Source organism: Stutzerimonas frequens (assembly GCF_024448335.1).
Taxonomy (GTDB): domain Bacteria; phylum Pseudomonadota; class Gammaproteobacteria; order Pseudomonadales; family Pseudomonadaceae; genus Stutzerimonas; species Stutzerimonas frequens.
This window is the reverse complement of the sequence record NZ_JAMOHM010000011.1, coordinates 145,187-159,340: the sequence shown is the minus strand read 5'-3', so window position 1 is coordinate 159,340 and position 14,154 is coordinate 145,187. Positions and strand designations below refer to the sequence as shown.

The window sequence follows — 14,154 nt, the reverse complement described above, 5'->3', positions numbered from 1 at the left end:
TGGAAGGCCTGCAGCAGGACGTGAAAGGCATCGTCGGCGTGCTCGACGTGATCCGCGCCATTGCCGAGCAGACCAACCTGCTGGCGCTCAATGCGGCCATCGAGGCGGCCCGTGCGGGTGAGGCCGGGCGCGGCTTCGCCGTGGTCGCCGACGAAGTTCGCGCGCTGGCCAGCCGCACCCAGCAAAGCACTGGCGAGATCCAGGGCATGATCGACCGCCTGCAGAGTGCCACCTCCAACACCGTCGCCACCATGCTGCGGGCGGGCGAGAAGGGCGAGAGCACCCGTGACCAGGCCAACCAGGCCGGCGAATCGCTGGACGCCATCTCCGCTCTGATCGGCACCATCAATTCGATGAACGCGCAGATCGCCGCCGCCGCTGAGGAGCAGACCGCGGTGGCCGAGGAGATCAACCGCAGCGTGCACCATATTGCCGATGCGGTGGATGGCGTCGCCAGTGATGCCGCCCAGGGCGCGCAGACCTCTCGCGAGCTCAACGGCCTGGCCGAGCGACTGCAACAACTGGTGGGTCAGTTCCGCATCTGATCACCCCCGCAGGCGGCAGGCGCAATGCCTGTCGCCAAGGCGCGGCATTCGTTGCCGAACGCCTTTGATCTTCAGCGAAGTTCCCTCATCCCGATCAACGGTAATACCGGTGGGCGGTTGCGCCAGAACGAGACGGTGGCCGTTCGGTCTAGCTCCCTATGGCCGCGTCCGCTGATTGCCGTAGGGGACGATGGCGCAAGCCAGGCGGCCTGCCCATCAATCTCGTTGCAAGGATGAGTTACCCATGCACAAGAAAAACAATGCTGTTCGGGTAGTTGCTTCTCTCGCATTGATCGCCAGCAGCGCGGCACTTGCCGCGCCAAAGGCCGATACCGCTCAATTCAACGACTTCTGGACGCCGGCCAAGCCGAATGCGGCGCTGTGTCGTTCGCCGCTGCTGGTCGGCACGCCTGTCGGCCTGCCGCGCTGCATGCAGGCGAGCAACGTCATGAAGCACCTGGAAGCGCTGCAGGATATCGCCACGCTCAATGGAGGCAATCGCGCCTCCGGCCAGCCGGGCTACCAGGCGTCTCTCGACTATGTGCGCAGCCGGCTACAGCGCGCTGGCTATCGCGTCGAGGTGCAGGCGTTTCCCTTCCTCGCCTTCTATCCGGCCAATCCCGGCACGCTGAGCGCGGTGGCGCCGCAGACGGTGCAATATGTCTGGGAAGAGGATTTCGCCTATGCCGACCAGACCGATCCGGGCAACGTCACCGCACCGGTGGTGCCGGTGGATCTGGCGCTCGGCGCCGGCAACACATCTACCAGCGGCTGCGAACCGGAAGACTTCGCCGGCTTCCCGGCCGGCGCCATCGCGCTGATGCAGCGCGGCACCTGTCCGTTCGGGCAGAAGGCGACGAATGCCGCCGCAGCCGGCGCGGCCGGAGCCATCATCTTCAATCAGGGCGACACCGAGGACCGCAAGGGCCTGCTGGTCGCCACCCTGGGCGAGGACTATGCGGGCGGCATTCCGGTGCTGTTTTCGACCTACGACAACGGCGTGGCCTGGTCGCAGACCGCCGGGCTGCAGCTGAGCATGAACGTCGACGTGGTGCGCGAGCAGACCGAGACCTACAACCTGCTGGCCGAAACGCGGCGGGGTGATCCGAGCAACGTGGTGATGGTCGGCGCGCACCTGGATTCGGTGTTCGAAGGTGCGGGCATCAACGACAACGGTTCCGGCAGTGCGGCGCTGCTGGAGATGGCGCTGCTGATGAGCAAGGCGCGGCCGGAGAACAAGGTTCGCTTCGCCTGGTGGGGCGCGGAGGAGTCGGGGCTGGTGGGCTCGACCTACTACGTCAACCAGCTGCCGGACGAACAGAAGCAGCGCATCAAGGCCTACCTGAACGTCGACATGATCGGCTCGCCGAACTACGCCAACTTCATCTATGACGGCGACGGCTCGGATTTCGGCCTGCAGGGTCCGCCCGGCTCGGCTGCCATCGAGCGGCTGCTGCGCACCTACTTCAAGCTGCGCAACGCCCCGTCTGAAGGCACCGAGATCGACTTCCGCTCCGACTATGCGCAGTTCTTCGAGGACGGCATCGCCTTCGGCGGGCTGTTCACCGGTGCCGAGGACATCAAGACCGAGGAGCAGGCGCAGCGTTACGGCGGAACGGCCGGGCAGTCGTTCGATCAGTGCTACCACACGCCATGCGACAACCTCGGCAACATATCCATCGAGGCGCTGGAGCTGCACGGCGATGCACTGGCCTTCGCCACCAGCTGGCTGTCGCTGTCCACCAAGATGATCGATGACGAGATCGCCGCGGCGGCCGAGCAGAGCATCGGCAGCATGCGCATCCAGCAGGTGCAGGAGAAGTCGCGCTGGGGTCACTGGATCCGTTGATCGCCTGAATACCGCGCCGGCATGCCGGCGCGGTCCCCCTTTTCCTACGGTCGGCCCGGCAAATCTGCGACAATCGCGCCCTTCACGAAATTGCCCACGGCTGTCCATGACCGACGCAACGCCCGCTATCGATACCCTGCTGAAGAACCTAGACCAGGCCCTGTTCGCGGATCGCCACCGCCTGCGTCGTCAGCTGCACGAGCTGAGAAAGCAACCGGACGAAGCCAGGCTCGCCCAGTGGCTGGAGCGCTTCCAGGCGTCCGCCGCCAAGGTCGAGGCGCGCCGGCAAAGCGTGCCGCGCATCCGCTACGACGACAGCCTGCCGATCGCCGCCAAGCGCGACGAGATCAAGGCCGCGCTGGAAAAGCATCAGGTGCTGGTGATCGCCGGTGAGACCGGCTCGGGGAAGACCACCCAGCTGCCGAAGATCTGTCTGGAGATCGGCCGGGGCGTACACGGGCTGATCGGCCATACCCAACCGCGGCGCCTGGCCGCGCGCAGCGTCGCCACCCGCGTCGCCGAGGAGCTCGGCGCGCCGCTGGGCGAGTTGGTGGGCTATCAGGTGCGCTTCGAGGACCAGAGTACCGAGCGCACGCTGATCAAGCTGATGACCGACGGCATCCTGCTGGCGGAGACGCAGCACGATCGCTTTCTGGAGAAGTACGACACGATCATCGTCGACGAGGCCCATGAGCGTTCGCTGAATATCGACTTCCTGCTGGGCTTCCTCAAGACGCTGCTGCCACGCCGGCCGGATCTGAAGGTGATCATCACCTCGGCGACCATCGACCTGGAGCGCTTTTCCGAGCACTTCGACGGTGCACCCATCGTCGAGGTGTCCGGGCGTACCTACCCGGTGGAAACCTGGTATCGCCCGCTGGCTGCCGAGATCGACGAGGACGGCAACCGCGTCGAGGATGACCTCACCGTCGATCAGGGCATCCTCGCTGCATTGGACGAGATTGCCGCCCACGAGCGCAGCGTTGGCCAGCGCCCCGGCGACGTGCTGGTGTTCCTGCCCGGCGAACGCGAGATTCGCGACGCCGCCGAGGTGTTGCGCAAGGCCAATCTGAAATTCACCGAGGTGCTGCCGCTGTATGCGCGCCTGACGCCGGCCGAGCAGCAGAAAATCTTCCAGCCGCGCCCGGGGCGCAAGATCGTGCTGGCCACCAACGTCGCCGAGACTTCGCTGACCGTGCCGGGCATCCGCTACGTGATCGATTCCGGCACCGCGCGCATCAGCCGCTACAGCTACCGCGCCAAGGTTCAGCGCCTGCCCATCGAGGCGGTGTCCCAGGCCAGCGCCAACCAGCGCAAGGGTCGCTGCGGACGGGTCGAGCCGGGCATCTGCATCCGTCTGTACAGCGAGGAGGATTTCCTCGGTCGGCCGGAATTCACCGACCCGGAGATCCTGCGCACCAACCTCGCCGCGGTGATCCTGCAGATGCTGCATCTGCGCCTGGGCGACATTCAGGATTTCCCCTTCATCGAGCCGCCGGATGGCAAGGCCATCAGCGACGGCTTCAACCTGTTGCAGGAGCTCTCGGCGGTCAACCGCGAGAACCAGCTGACCCCGCTGGGACGCCAGCTGGCGCGGCTGCCGATCGACCCGCGCCTGGGCCGCATGCTGCTCGAAGCCGCGCAACAGGGCAGTCTGGCCGAGGTGCTGATCGTCGCCAGCGCGCTGTCGGTGCAGGATGTGCGCGAGCGCCCGGCGGACCGCCAGCAGGCCGCCGACCAGGCCCATGCGCAGTGGAAGGACCCGGACTCGGACTTCGCCGCGCTGATCAACCTCTGGCGCGGCTTCGAGGAACAACGCCAGGCGCTGGGCTCCAATGCGCTGCGCAGTTGGTGCCGTAAGAACTTCCTCAACTACCTGCGCCTGCGCGAGTGGCGCGACGCGCATCGCCAGCTGACGCTGATCGTGCGCGAGCTCAAGCTTGGTTCGGGCAGGTCGGCGGATGGCTCCGGCCAACTACTGCACGCCGCCAAGGCTCGTCGGGTGGAAGAAGGCGCAGCCTCTTCCGCGCGTTCGGCGGGGGCTAGCGTCCAACCCGTGCCAACCAAGGACAACAAGGTCAATGTCATCCTCCGCCAGCAGGCCGAAGCCAGCGAGGCCGCGCAGAAAGCCAAGGGTTACGCCGCGGTGCACAAGGCGATTCTTGCCGGCCTGCTCAGCCAGATCGGCAACAAGACCGAGGAGGGCGACTTCCTCGGTGCCCGCCAGCGACGCTTCTGGGTGCATCCTTCCAGCGTGATCGGGCGCAAGAAACCCAACTGGCTGATGGCCGCGGAACTCGTGGAAACCACCAAGCTGTTCGCGCGCATGGTCGCCAAGATCGAACCGGACTGGATCGAGCCGCTGGCCGGCCACCTGGTCAAGAAGAACCACTTCGAGCCGCACTGGGAGAAGAAGCGCGGCCAGGTGGTGGCCTACGAGCAGGTTACGCTCTACGGGCTGATCGTGGTTGGCCGCCGCCCGGTGCACTACGGGCCCATCGACCCTCCGGCGGCACGCGAGCTGTTCATCCGCGAGGGCCTGGTGCGTGGCGAGATCAACAGCCGTGCCCGCGCGCTGACAGCCAACCGCGAGCTGCTCGAGCGCATGGACGAGCTTGAGGCCAAGGCGCGGCGTCGCGACATCCTTGCCGACGAGGAAACCCTGTTCGGTTACTACGATGCGCGTGTGCCAGCGGACATCTACCAGACCGCCAGCTTCGAGAACTGGTACAAGCGCGAGAGCCAGAAAGACCCGCAGCTGTTGATCATGCGCGAGGAAGACGTGCTCGCCCGAGAGGCGCGCGAAGTCACCGCCGCGCAGTATCCGGATCACCTGCGCATCGGCGAGTTGCAGCTGCCGCTGGAATACCACTTCGAACCCAACCACCCGCGCGACGGCGTGACCCTGCGCGTGCCGGCGCCGCTGCTGCCGCAACTGCGCCGCGAGCGGCTCGATTGGCTCGTGCCCGGGCTGATCGAGGCGAAGGCGGTCGCACTGGTGCGCGGCCTGCCCAAGGCGATCCGCAAGAACTTCGTGCCGGTGCCTGACTTCGTCGGCGCGGCACTGGCCAAGATCAGCTTTGGCGAAGGCGCCTTGCCCGAGGCGCTGGGCCGCGAGCTCACCCGCATGACCGGCGCCCGCGTGCCGGACGAGGCCTGGGCCGAGGCCGCTGCCGGGCTGGAAAACCACCTGAAGATGAACATCGAGGTGGTCGATGCGCGCGGCAAGTTCCTCGGCGAAGGCCGCGACCTGGCCGAGCTGACCGCGCGCTTCGCCGAGGCCAGCCAGGCGGCCCTGGCGCCGCCGCAGGAGAAGGCCGAGCAGAAGCCGGTCGAGGCCAAGGGTTTTGCCCAGGTCGCGGAAAAGGCGCAGGCGAAGATGGCCGGCCTGTCGATGACGGTCTACCCGGCGCTGGTCGAGGAGGGCGGGGTGGTCAAGGAGGCGCGCTTCCCGACCCAGGCCGAGGCCGACTGGCAGCACCGCCGCGCCCTGCAGCGCCTGTTGCTGCAACAGCTGGCGGAACCCGCCAAGTACCTGCGCCACAAGCTGCCGGGCCTTACCGAGCTGGGCTTGCTCTACCGTGACATGGGCAAGGTCGATGCGCTGGTTGAGGACATCCTGCTGGCCAGCCTCGACAGCTGCATCCTCGACGGCGAGGCCGCGCTGCCGCGTGACGGTGCGGCGCTGGCGTCGCTGGCCGAGCGCAAGCGCGGCGACTGGACCGCGCATGCCGAACGGCTGGCGCGCCTGACACTGGAAATCCTCAAGCACTGGCACGGCCTGCAGAAGCGCTTCAAGGGCAAGATCGACCTGGCCCAGGCGGTGGCGCTCAACGACATCAAGGCGCAGCTGGGCAACCTGGTCTATCCGGGCTTTGTTCGCGAAACGCCGGCCGAGTGGCTGAAGGAATACCCGCGCTATCTGAAGGCCATCGAGCAACGCTTCGAGAAGATCGGCGCGCAGCTGCAGCGCGACCGCGTCTGGTCCGGCGAGCTGGGCGGCTACTGGGAGCAGTACCAGGCGCGGCTGCACAAGCACCAGCAGGAGGGCAAGCGCGATCCTGAACTGGCGCTCTATCGCTGGATGCTCGAGGAATATCGCGTCTCGCTCTGGGCACAGCAGTTGGGTACGAAAATGCCGGTATCCGACAAGCGCCTGAACAAGCAATGGAGCCAGGTCGAGCCCTGAGTTCAGGGTCGGCCTCTCATCTGGATCGAGCCATGCACAGCCACAACAGTCTGCCGGGCGTGGCCAGTTCGCTCGGCGCTTCGGCGCTGTTCGCCACGCTGTACTACTACACCACGCTGCTCGAGCCGCTGGACGGCCAGCAGGTCTACGGCTGGCGCATCCTGCTGACCGCCCCCTGCCTGGCACTGCTGCTGCTCGCCATCGGCCGCTGGGGTGAGGTACGGCAGATTGTTGCGCGCTTGCCCGCCGAGCCGCGGCTATGGCTGGCGCTGCCATTGTCCTCGGCGCTGGTCGGGCTGCAGCTGTGGCTGTTCATGTGGGCGCCGATCAACGGCCACGGCCTGGACGTCTCGCTCGGCTACTTCCTGCTGCCGCTGACCCTGGTGCTCACCGGGCGGCTGCTGTTCGGCGAGGCGATCAGCCGGCTGCAGCGCCTGGCCTGCCTGCTCGCCGCGATCGGCGTCGGCAACGAACTGCTCGGCGCCGCGTCGCTGTCCTGGCCGGTGCTGGCGGTCGCCCTCGGCTATCCGTGCTACTTCGCCCTGCGCCGCAGGATGGGCACCGCCAATCTAGGCGGCCTCTGGCTGGACCTGGTGATCAGCCTGCCGGTCGCCGCATTGTTCGCCGTCGCCGACCGCGACACCTTGCAGTTGCTGACCGCCAGCCCGCGGCTGCTGGTGCTGATCGCCGGCCTCGGTGCGCTCAGCGCGCTGGCCCTGGCGCTGATGATCGTCGCCAGCAAACAGCTGAACCTGGCCCTGTTCGGCCTGCTCAGCTACGTCGAACCGGTATTGCTGGTGGTGGTGGCGCTGCTGCTCGGCGAGACCATCACGGCAGGCCAGTGGCTGACCTATGGGGCAATCTGGGCGGCGATCGGAGTTCTGGTCGTCGAGGGCGTGGCTGCTTTGCGTCGCAGCCGTGGGGCCAGCGCAGGGCCTGGCTGAAACCGGCACCGCCAGCTGTCCGGGTGGGTTGCTTGCGCGGAGCGCGCCGGGTGAACTTGTGGAGCGTTGCGCTTTTCCTAATCGGTGAACCCTGATCAAGGAGCAAGGCTTCAAGCTCATGGCGCTATTCACCCTCGGTATCCTGCTGTTTCTGCTCATTGCCGCCGACATCATCAAGACCACGCTTTCGACACGCGGCGGCGGAATGCTCACCAACGCTGTCACTCGGTCGGTATGGGCGCTTTTCTTCAGGGCGGCGGGGCGCCAGGGGCGATCCGGAGTGCTGCAGTATGCCGGGCAATTCGTCGTGCTCTCGGTGCTGCTGAGCTGGATACTGGGCCTCTGGGCGAGCTTGTTCCTGCTTTTTGCCTCGCACCCCGGCTCGATTGTTGACGACGCGACCAAGCTGCCTGCCGATTTGTGGGAAACCTTCTACTACGCCGGTTTCACCCTTTCAACGCTGGGCGTCGGCGACTACGCCGCAGCCGCGGACGGCTGGCGTGTGCTGACCAGCGCGGCCGCGTTCTGCGGCCTGACGTTCATCACTGCGGCGATCACCTATATCGTTCCGGTGCTGTCGGCGGTCAGTCTGCAGAACCAGCTCAGCCTACTGGTCAGCAGCATGGGCCGAACGCCGCAGGAAATCCTGGTCAACAGCTGGAATGGTGCGGATTTCTCCAGTTTCTACGACAACGTCCCGGAGCTGCGGCAGATGCTGGTCCAGCACACCCTGAACCATCATGCATACCCGGTGATCCAGTGCTTTCACAATTGCGATGCCGGCAAGAACGTGGTGCCGGCGGTGGTTACGCTCAATGAGGTGTTGAGGCTGCTGCAAAGCGTCAGTGCCGAGATTCCCCAGGATCGGCAAACGGCAGATGCTGGGTTCGGCGGTGACTCGGCACCTGGAGCTGCAACGTGCCAGCTACCTTGGTCGAACCCGCCCGAGCGTGGGCGAGGGTGATGTCGATCTGACGCCGTTGGCGGCCGCAGCCATACCGCTGGATGAAGACCGCGTCGCCATCGCGGCGCACGACCAGCGCCGCAGGCTGCTGAGTGCCTTGCTTGAATCGGATGGCTGGAGCTGGCGTGACGTTTATGGCGACTCGGCCGGAAACTGACGAACTCGCCGAGCACTGTGGTCGAACGCTGACGACTACAACATCCTTTGCGCCAGGAGGGCTGCGACGAGCGCTACTGCCAGTACCCCGAGCAGCAGGCCGATGCGCCAGCCGGACCTGCGCGAAGGGTCGCCAGCGGGTATCACGGCTGCCGCTGTGGTGGCGGCATGCAACGGGTTCGGTGTAGCCGGGCGCGGACGTGCGGGTTTGGGCAGAGGCGTGGGCAGGTCGGCGGCGCGAACGAACACCGTGGCGTCCTCGTCGACGACTTCCGGCGCGCTGACCTTTGGCCCGATCACCAACAGGGTGGTGTTGCCCAGCTGGATCTGATCGCCCGGCTGCAGCACCGCGGTGCTGACCTTCTGCCGGTTCACCAGCACACCGTTGGCCGAGGCCAGGTCCTTCACTTCCAGCACGTCGCCCTTGAGAAAGAATTCGGCATGGCGGCGCGACAGTTCGGCGTCGCTGAAGCAGAGCTCGCACTTCACCGAGCGGCCGAAGGTCATCGAGCCGGTGATGTGGTACTTGTGGCCCTGGTTCTCGCCCTTCACGACCTGCAGCAACCAGCGGGGCGCGGACGCCACCTTGGCGCCGGCCTTGGCCGGATCGACGATCTGCAGCTCAAGCGTGCCTAGCCGCAGGCGATCACCGGCGCGAATCTGGTAGCGCTCGCCGACCTTCTCGTCGTTGACGTAGGTGCCGCCCACCGTGCCGAGGTCGGTGAGGTAGTAGAAGCGGTGTTCCAGCAGCAGTTCGGCGTGGAACGGCTCTATCCCGGCATCGTTCGCGACCAGCTTGTTGCTGCGGTCCGAGCCGAGGGTGAAACGTTCATCGGCCAGCCAGATGGGGCTCTGCCGGTTGTCGACGAAATGAATCCTGAGCATCTCTGAATCACCCTGAGCAGAGAGGCGATCGGGCGCGAGCCGAGCGATCGCCCGTGATTACTGGTTGAAGATCCGGTTCCACAGGCGCTTGACCGGGTTGGCCGGCGCCTGGGAGCTTTGCGTGGTTGTTGGCGCCGTGCGCGAGGTGCTAGCGGCGGTACGCGGCTTGGGCCGTGGTGCACGCGCTTTGGCAACGCGCTGAGCGTGAGCGTCGTGCAGTGCGAGCAGCGGCGCGTATTGCGGCGCAGCCTCCAGGCCCTGCTGGATGTATTCCAACGCCAGGGCGAACTCGCGTTGTGCATAGGCCGATTCGGCAAGTTGGACATAGCGTTCGCTGACCCGTGTCAGACCTTCGCGTGCGGCCTGATGCTCCGGCAGCCAGCCGAGCACCTGCTGGTAATAGTGCACGGCGCTGTCTTCGGCCGGCTCCAGCAGCTGGTCGCTGGCCAGCCGCTGCGCCGCCAGCTCCAGGGCTTCGGCGATGCGCGCATCGAGCACGCGGCGCAGGCCGTCGAGCGCTTCGGGGTTATCGGCATCTAGGCGCAGGGCCTGGCGGAAGTAGTAGTCGGCATTGTCGAACGCGGGCGTGGTCAGCTGTCCGACGGCCAGGCGTGACTCGGCACGGCCGAGGAAGTCGCTGATGCGGCTGTACTGCCACCACTGGTAACCACCGAAGCCGAGCACGGCCACCGTGGCCACCACGGCTGCGCTGATTGCCGCCCAGCGGCCGAGGCCGCGCCCACTCCGCCGGCGACGGCGACTGGGCTTGGCTTCGATGATGACGGCCGGCGCGATGCGCGTCTGGTCCATGTCCGGTTCGGTGAGGGTGTCGATGGCGGCCAGCAGTTCGCGACAGCTGGCGAAGCGCTCGTCCGGTAGCTTGGCCAGCATGCGATCGAGCAGCGGCTGGTAGCCCGCCAGCGCCGGCGGCAACTGCGGCAGCGGCATCTGCACGTGGTTGAGCACGGTTTGCGGATAGCTGCTGGCGCGGAACGGGTTGGTCCCGGTGAGCATCTCGGCGAGGATCACGCCGAGGCTGTAGATGTCGCTGCGGGCATCCAGCGGCTGGCACTGGGCCTGTTCCGGGCTGCTGTAGGCCGGGCTGCCGACGGCGATACCGAAATGCGTGAGCTCGTTGTCCAGTTCCACCGCCTTAGCCACGCCGAAGTCGGTGAGCACCACGCTGCCATCGTCGCGAAAGAGAATGTTGGCCGGCTTCACGTCGCGGTGGACCAGGCCGCCGTCATGCACCACCGCGAGGCCGCCGGCCAGCTGGCGAATGATGTCCAGAGCCCGGGCCGGTGAAAAGACGATGCCGCGATGCTGCGCCAGATCGCCGCCGCCGAGGTATTCCATGGCCAGATAGTGGCGGCCATCGGCGATCTGGCCGATGTCGTGGATGGTGATGATGGCCGGATGGCGCAGCGAGGCGACGATATGGCCTTCCTGGATGAAGCGTTCGGTAAAGGCGGCATCCTCGGTGCGCAGCAGCACCTTGACTGCCACCTCGCGATCCAGGGACAGCTGGGTGGCGAGGTAGACCTCGGCCATGCCGCCCTTGCCGAGTCGTTTGTGCAGGCGATAGCCGGGAATTTCTAGCATCCGATGCGTCATGGAAAAGCTCGTGCCTGGTTACGACTTGAGGGGTTTCAACAGCATGTTGATGAAGCGGCGCCCGCGCGACTCGGTCGCTGGCGGTGTTGCGGTACGGCCGATCACGATGCAGGAAATATTGTCCCGCCCGCCATGCTCGTTGGCCTGAGCGATCAGCTGTTCCACCAGGTTCTCGAGCGTGTCGGCGAAGGTGCAGCTGGCCTGGATCTGTGCATCGGTCAGTTCGTTGGTCAGGCCGTCGCTGCACAGCAACAGCAGCTCGTCGGGCTTCAGCGTGCCACAGGTGACGCCGATCTCCAGCGGTTCCTCGCGACCCAGGCAGTGCAGGATGATGTTGCGCCAGGCGTGGCCCTCGGCCTCGGCAGGCTTCAGCTCGCCGGCGTCGATCATCATCTGTACCCAGCTGTGGTCGCGGGTGAGCTGCTCGATGCCGGTGGCGCTGACCAGATAGGCCCGGCTGTCACCAACCCAGGCCAGCTCGAAATCGACGCCATGGAACTGCGCTGCCACCAGTGTGGTGCCCATACCGTCGTCGCCGGCGGCGTCCAGTACGGCCTGATTGGCCAGGTGGACCGCCGGTTCCAGCGGCTCGCCGGCTTCAATGGCCCGCTGCAGTGCCTCCAGCGCCACGCTGCTGGCGACCTCACCGCACTGGTGCCCGCCCATGCCGTCGGCGATCGCCCAGAGGCCCAGTGCCGGCGCGCAAAGCAGGGCATCTTCATTGTGGCTGCGCCTGCGCCCGGGCGAGCTGATTCCGGCGTAGTCCAGCAAGGAGTCGGTGAGGGTAGGTTGCATGCGTTGACCCGCTGCGGCATGACATCGAGCGAGCATGATGCGTTGGGCCTCGGGTACTGTCATCGGCTGGTACCGAGGCAAGCGCAACACTGTTAACTCGCGCACAGGGGCGAAGCAATCGAACGCGCCCGGACCAGCAGCCGGCCGCTTTGATGCGCTTGGCCTGCGCTCGCATGCATGCGTTAGCTGACCGGCCGCAGGAACTGTGCGATGCGTGCCAGCACTTGCTCCGGTTGTTCGCGGTGCGGCACATGACCGACGCCTGCCAGCAGTACCTGTTCCACCGGCCCGCCGGCGTGGCGGGCGACCAGCTGCGGATGTCTCGCCGAGCCGAACTCGTCGCCTTCGCCATGGATGGCCAGCGTCGGGCAACTCACGGCCGGCAGTGCCGCTTCCAGTGACCAGTTGCTGAAGTTCGGGGCGAGCCAGGTGTCGATCCAGGCGCTCAGCACCCAGTCGCTGCGCTCGCCGTGATAGCGGCGCAGACGCTCGCGTTGGGTAGGGTCGGCGAACCAGTTCCTGGCCTGACGGATGCCGTCCAGCGTCTGCGACTCGACGAAGGTCACCGCGGACAGGGTGATCAGTGCCTGGCAGGCCTCGGCGAATCGCGCGGCACAATGCACTGCCATGCTGCCCCCAACGCTGTGGCCGACCACCACGAAGTGCTCGATACCCAGGTGCTCGCGTACTGCGGCGAAGCCGGTGCTGGCCTCGTCCTCGACGAAGCTCGCCACAGGCGGCGCAGTCAGGCGATCGGAGCGACCATAACCGAGGCGATCATAGGCCACCACCGTTCGTCCAGTGGCCTGACTGAGGGCGGCCGGGAAGTCCCGCCACTGCTCGATGCAGCCGAGCGATTCGTGCAGCAGCAGGATAGGGGCGCGGTTCGGGCGCAACGCATCGGCATCGGGAAACCAGCTGCGAATGAACAGCCGTCCTCCGGAGCCCTCCAGCCATAGATCGGTCGGGCTGTTGCCGAGCTTGGTGCTGAGGGTCATCGGGCGCTCCTGGCGTAGGCGGAGCGCATAGCAGTACTGCTCTTTTACGTAAACGTCAACATGCGCCTGCGAATGTATCGGCGGTTCGGTGGCGGCTGGCTTCCCCCTGCCGCATCAGGCGCCGCTCTCGCTGCCGCGGCGTGGCGGACGCGAGCTGTCGGGTGGTTCGACGCGGGTCAGGTTGCCGTCCTTGCCCAGATGCAGGCGCATGTAGTCCTCGGCGAGCAGCAGCTGGCCGGCGTACAGTGCAGCGGCTTCGGCCCGCAGATGCTCGATCGAATGGCCGCGACCGGCGCTCTTCTGGTAGCGCGCGCTGAAGTGGGTGAGCACCAGGTTCGGCAGCCCGACCGCCTGTGCAAAGCGCGCCACCGCTGCTGCGGTGCTGTGGCCGAAGTCATTGCGCGCGTCGTTGGCCACGGCCTCGGTATAGGTCGCCTCGTGTACCAGCAGCTGCGCGTCACGACAGGCTTCGGCGAACAGCTCGGGTCGGTCGTTATCGCCACCGATGACGATGCGTCGCGGGGTGCGGCTGAAGCTCAGGTAATCGTCGCTGCGTAGCACTCGGCCTTCATGCTCGATGTCGAAGCCGCGTGCCAGCTGGCCCCAGAGTGGGCCGCGCGGCACGCCGTCACGTTCCAGGCGTTCGATGTCCAGGCGCGGGTCGGGGCGCGCCTCGCTGAAGCTGTAGCCGTAGCAGGGCACGCGATGGGACAGCTCGGTCGCCTCGATGCGCATGTTCGGGCTGCGCCACTCGCTCAGCGTCTCGACCGCATGAAAGTCCAGCTCGTAGCTCAGCCAGCTCTGGCTCATGCTCAGGGTCGCCCGCACCCAGGTCTCGATGCCCTGCGGGGCGATGATCGTCAGCGGTGCCTTGCGCCCCATCATGCCGGCACTGGCCAGCAGGCCGGGCAGGCCATAGCAGTGATCGCCATGCACGTGGGTGATGCAGATGGCGCGCAGGTCGTGCAGCGACAGCGGCGTGCGCAGCAGACGATGCTGGGTGCCTTCGCCGCAATCGATCAGGTACCAGGCCTTGCCGGTGTCTTCCAGCAGCGCCAGCGCGCTGACGTTGCGCGCGCGGGTCGGTGTGCCGGATGAGGTGCCGAGAAATAGCAGGTCCACGAGGCATGTTCTCCAGAAGGGGTCTGATCAGTATGCCTGTACGACTGGTGCGTCAGCTGTCGGTTGCGTAACTGTTCCTCGACGTGTGCCGCC

The 14,154-nt window shown here is 66.4% G+C and carries 11 protein-coding genes; 6 read left to right on the top strand and 5 right to left on the bottom strand.

The window, feature by feature from the left end; translation table 11 throughout:
- The 6 genes from NAO55_RS15855 to NAO55_RS15830 form a co-directional block, all read left to right on the top strand.
- Window positions 1–545 (top strand): methyl-accepting chemotaxis protein (locus NAO55_RS15855; protein ID WP_256070243.1); only part of this gene is annotated, 545 nt, incomplete at its 5' end.
- A gap of 244 nt (window positions 546–789) precedes the next feature.
- Window positions 790–2,394 (top strand): M28 family metallopeptidase, encoded by a 1,605-nt coding sequence (locus NAO55_RS15850; RefSeq protein WP_102839923.1) that lies wholly within the window; start codon window positions 790–792, stop codon window positions 2,392–2,394.
- Between the two features lie 106 nt (window positions 2,395–2,500).
- A complete protein-coding gene (hrpA, locus tag NAO55_RS15845) occupies window positions 2,501–6,583 on the top strand; it encodes an ATP-dependent RNA helicase HrpA (RefSeq protein ID WP_102839924.1) in 4,083 nt (1,360 codons plus the stop codon).
- A gap of 32 nt (window positions 6,584–6,615) precedes the next feature.
- Window positions 6,616–7,527, top strand: a complete 912-nt coding sequence (gene rarD, locus NAO55_RS15840) for an EamA family transporter RarD (RefSeq protein WP_102839925.1) — start codon at window positions 6,616–6,618, stop codon at window positions 7,525–7,527.
- A gap of 118 nt (window positions 7,528–7,645) precedes the next feature.
- Window positions 7,646–8,491 carry a potassium channel family protein gene (locus NAO55_RS15835; protein WP_197932481.1) on the top strand — a complete coding sequence of 282 codons (846 nt, stop codon included), beginning with the start codon at window positions 7,646–7,648 and terminating at the stop codon, window positions 8,489–8,491.
- Window positions 8,478–8,648: a hypothetical protein gene (locus NAO55_RS15830; RefSeq protein WP_197932480.1), complete on the top strand. Its 171-nt coding sequence runs from the start codon at window positions 8,478–8,480 to the stop codon at window positions 8,646–8,648. Before NAO55_RS15835 ends, NAO55_RS15830 begins: the two co-directional genes overlap by 14 nt.
- Window positions 8,649–8,683: 35 nt before the next feature.
- Here NAO55_RS15830 and NAO55_RS15825 read toward each other — a convergent pair whose 3' ends face one another.
- The 5 genes from NAO55_RS15825 to NAO55_RS15805 form a co-directional block, all read right to left on the bottom strand.
- Complete coding sequence (locus NAO55_RS15825; protein WP_102839926.1) at window positions 8,684–9,532, bottom strand: FHA domain-containing protein; 849 nt, start codon at window positions 9,530–9,532, stop codon at window positions 8,684–8,686.
- A gap of 57 nt (window positions 9,533–9,589) precedes the next feature.
- On the bottom strand, window positions 9,590–11,146 hold the full coding sequence (locus tag NAO55_RS15820) for a serine/threonine-protein kinase (RefSeq protein WP_102839927.1): 1,557 nt from the start codon (window positions 11,144–11,146) through the stop codon (window positions 9,590–9,592).
- A gap of 18 nt (window positions 11,147–11,164) precedes the next feature.
- Complete coding sequence (locus NAO55_RS15815; protein ID WP_102839928.1) at window positions 11,165–11,941, bottom strand: PP2C family protein-serine/threonine phosphatase; 777 nt, start codon at window positions 11,939–11,941, stop codon at window positions 11,165–11,167.
- Window positions 11,942–12,123: 182 nt separating this feature from the next.
- On the bottom strand, window positions 12,124–12,939 hold the full coding sequence (locus tag NAO55_RS15810; protein WP_102839929.1) for an alpha/beta fold hydrolase: 816 nt from the start codon (window positions 12,937–12,939) through the stop codon (window positions 12,124–12,126).
- A 114-nt stretch (window positions 12,940–13,053) separates the two neighbouring features.
- The gene (locus NAO55_RS15805) at window positions 13,054–14,061 is read right to left on the bottom strand and encodes a ribonuclease Z (protein WP_102839930.1); all 1,008 of its coding nucleotides are present in this window, start codon (window positions 14,059–14,061) and stop codon (window positions 13,054–13,056) included.
- Window positions 14,062–14,154: the final 93 nt, after the last annotated feature.

Bases quoted from the DNA above. Each gene is read 5' to 3' on its own strand.
- NAO55_RS15810 (WP_102839929.1), bottom strand. From the start codon at position 12,939: ATGACCCTCAGCACCAAGCTCGGCAACAGCCCGACCGATCTATGGCTG.
- NAO55_RS15825 (WP_102839926.1), bottom strand. From the start codon at position 9,532: ATGCTCAGGATTCATTTCGTCGACAACCGGCAGAGCCCCATCTGGCTG.
- NAO55_RS15815 (WP_102839928.1), bottom strand. From the start codon at position 11,941: ATGCAACCTACCCTCACCGACTCCTTGCTGGACTACGCCGGAATCAGC.
- NAO55_RS15820 (WP_102839927.1), bottom strand. From the start codon at position 11,146: ATGACGCATCGGATGCTAGAAATTCCCGGCTATCGCCTGCACAAACGA.
- rarD (WP_102839925.1), top strand. From the start codon at position 6,616: ATGCACAGCCACAACAGTCTGCCGGGCGTGGCCAGTTCGCTCGGCGCT.
- NAO55_RS15850 (WP_102839923.1), top strand. From the start codon at position 790: ATGCACAAGAAAAACAATGCTGTTCGGGTAGTTGCTTCTCTCGCATTG.
- NAO55_RS15835 (WP_197932481.1), top strand. From the start codon at position 7,646: ATGGCGCTATTCACCCTCGGTATCCTGCTGTTTCTGCTCATTGCCGCC.
- hrpA (WP_102839924.1), top strand. From the start codon at position 2,501: ATGACCGACGCAACGCCCGCTATCGATACCCTGCTGAAGAACCTAGAC.